Here is a 2,972-nt window from a genome sequence, read left to right on the forward strand (position 1 = left end):
GGCCAATACGCCGCCACCGGCAACACCGCCTACATCTGGACCGCCCTCGCCGTCGTCTTCCTCGACATGCTCCGCTACATGGACGCCCTGGAGATCTACAAGGTCCGCTCCCAGATGCGCAGCACGCTCAGGGCCGCACGCGCGGAGGCCGGGGCGCTGCGCCTGGCGGTGAGCAACACCACCGGCGAGGGCCTCGGTACCGGCACCGAGGACGTGCGGCTCGTCGAGGATGCGCTGTCCGATGACCCCGAGGCCCTGGAGCAACGGGTCTTCGCCGACCAACTCAACGCGGTGCTCCAGAAGGAGTTCGAACAGCGTTTCCCCTGGTACATCCGTATCCGCAACGTCCTGAAGGCCGGTCGCATCCGCCCGCACCTCATCAGCGGCATCGAGTTCCAGATGGGCGTGTTCATCATCGCCCCGATCGCCGCCGCCCTCGTCTCCGGCGCCGTGATTCCCGTGGTGATCGTGAGCGCGGCCGGCATGCTGGCGTTCGAATGCGTGATCATCTACAAGTTCTGGCTGGCCGGCCGGGCCTACACCCGCAGCCTGGCCGGGCTGAACGAGGAGATCGACGCCTACCGGGCGCGGCTGCCCGCGGAGATGGCCGAGACCGCGGCCGGCTCCCGCTGACCCCGCGGTGCGCGAGAAGGTCAGGCCGGAACGCGGCGCGCGATACGGCGCAGAAGCCGTACCGCACCGCCGCCCGCATACGTGATGGACAGGTTCCCATGGACCGTGCGGAAGGCCGACGTCCCCTTCGTCCGCAGGTCCAGGGAGTCGGGGGCGGGCGCCCGCAACACGTCCTTCGCGAACCCCGCGGTGATCTCGTACGACACGTCCCACTTGCCGCGCCCGGCGCCGGTCATATCGATCTCGGCGCAGGCGCGGATCAGGCCGGGCGGGCGCTCGACCGCCATGTCGATCGAGCGGACGTCGCCGGTCACCCGGTGCCGCAGCAGCGCCCGGACGGTCACCGGGATCTGCTCGTCCGCCAGGTCCGACTCCGCCACGGCGGTGAGCCGGAGCGTGCCGGGCCGCCCGATGGACGGCTCCGTCCTCGGTACGCCCGCGATCACACCGGCGAGGCCGCCGACGTGCAGGGCGAGGGTGTTCTTCCCGTCCGTCAGGTACGGCTTCACCACGGGGCGGTCGCCGCTCGTCACGCTGCCGCCCGCGCCCGGGACGGTGACGTCCTCGGAGGCCGCCGTCAGCCGCCCCTCGTGATCGCGTCCCCGGTACGGCGCCGAGACTAAGACGTCGTAGCGCCCCGCCGGCAGCGGGCCGCCGTCCGCGGCCGCCGCCGGGTCGATCTCCGCACCGAGCACGGTGCGCCCGTCGGCGGCGGTGTCCACAGGCGCGAACGGCAGCCTGTGCTCGCCGGTCCCGTCGCACCGCCGCAGGACGAGTTCACCGGACCAGGGCGCCTCGCCCAGCGCCTCGGCCACGGAATGCCCGCGCAGGGCCAGCCGGCCGTCCCGCCACTCGGCACCGGTCAGCAGCCACTTCTGGGCCGGCGGCTTCGCCACGGCGTACACCTCGTCGGGGATGCCGTACCGCTCGTCGCGCAGCCCGGGGTACGCCATGAAGACGTCATCGCCCTCGAAGACGAACTTCGGCCGCCCCTGAGCCTGCACCTCCGCCGCCCTGTCGACCAGGTCGTCCAGCCCGTGGCGCACGGTGTGCTCGATCAGCCGGATGTACGGCGAGCGGCCGCGCATGATCTCCGCGTTGCCATGGCGCCGGAACAGCCGGCGGGCCGCGACCCGGGTGGCGCGCCGCTCCTCCTCGTCGAAGGCCGCATACCGCAGACCGAGCCGGGAGAAGATCTCGCTCGAGAAATGGCGGCTGAGCAGCCGGTCCCGCACCGGCCCGGGCGGCGTCCGCTCGGACACGAAGGCCATCAGCCGCTCGATCTCCGGGAAGTAGAGTTCGGCCGGCGCGCCGCCGCGCTGCAACGCGCTGGTGCCGTCCTCGCGGGACACCCAGTAGTAGCAGTCGTAGTCGGCCAGCACCGACACGCCTTTCGCCTCGAAGTAGGCACGGACTGCGAAGATCTGGTCCTCACCGGAGAGCACGCCCTCGGGAAAGCGGATGTCGTACCGTTCGATCAATGTCCGCCGGTAAAGCTTGAGAGCGGTGATGCTGCCGTACAGGTTCGGCACGGGATCGAAGATCGTGGTGAACTCCACGTTCTCCTTGAACAGTTCCGGATGCACCCGGCGCCCCACGCCCACATATTTGGGGACGACCACGTCCGTGCCGTTCGCGTCGGCCATCGCGCAGCAGCGTTCCAGCGCCTCGGGGCCGAGCCAGTCGTCGGCGTCTAGGAAGAACAGATAATCGCCGGTGGCGCGCTCGATCCCCACGTTGCGGGGCCGTCCCGGACCGCCGGACGCCGCCTGGTGCACGACCGTGAAACCGGGCCGTCCCGCCGCGAGCCGGTCGAGGATCTCTTCGCCGCCGTCGGAAGACCCGTCGTCCACCGCGATGATCTCGATGAGGTCGGCCGCGAGCGTCTGCTCGAATACGGAACGGATCGTCCGCTCCAGTGTCGGGGCGCAATTGTGGACAGGCACAATGACGCTGACCCTCGGGGTCCCCATGCGACTCCAAAGTCTGATGGCAGGGCGTTAGGGACCGTGCGGTCGCCGTGGACTGTGAACGGTACGTGGCCCCTGGCACCGTATTATGCCGGTACCGACACGGCATCGTCGCAGGAAGCCCGCGGATTCGTTTCGTCCCCCGGATGATCGCCGCCATCCGCGGCGGGCATACTGTCGTGACCATTGAGACGGCCGTGACCCACGGTACCCATGACGGATGAGTACCGTGGACGCGCGGTCCCAGGCAGCCTTGAAGGGAAACCGATGGCGGACTTCACGCTCGAGGACGTTCGGCAACGGACGTACAAGGCGCGTGACGCGTGGTGGACGGTACTGCTGGTCGACCCGCTCGCCTCCCGGCTGGTG

1 protein-coding gene and 2 pseudogenes are annotated in these 2,972 nt (G+C 70.1%); 2 read left to right on the plus strand and 1 reads right to left on the minus strand.

From position 1 onward, the window contains the following. A pseudogene (locus AB0C35_RS45875) lies at positions 1-633 on the plus strand (CDP-alcohol phosphatidyltransferase family protein); the annotation flags it as partial. A gap of 20 nt (positions 634-653) precedes the next feature. Here AB0C35_RS45875 and AB0C35_RS45880 read toward each other — a convergent pair. Next, on the minus strand, positions 654-2,606 hold the full coding sequence (locus AB0C35_RS45880) for a glycosyltransferase family 2 protein (protein ID WP_358470959.1): 1,953 nt from the start codon (positions 2,604-2,606) through the stop codon (positions 654-656). A 264-nt stretch (positions 2,607-2,870) separates the two neighbouring features. Between AB0C35_RS45880 and AB0C35_RS45885 the strand changes: the two are divergent. Then, a pseudogene (locus tag AB0C35_RS45885) lies at positions 2,871-2,972 on the plus strand (CDP-alcohol phosphatidyltransferase family protein); the annotation flags it as partial.

It is taken from the genome of Spirillospora sp. NPDC048819, from assembly GCF_040650055.1.
Taxonomy (GTDB): Bacteria; Actinomycetota; Actinomycetes; order Streptosporangiales; family Streptosporangiaceae; genus Spirillospora.

Excerpts from the sequence above, each read along its gene's own strand:
- AB0C35_RS45880 (WP_358470959.1), bottom strand. The coding sequence starts at position 2,606 with ATGGGGACCCCGAGGGTCAGCGTCATTGTGCCTGTCCACAATTGCGCC.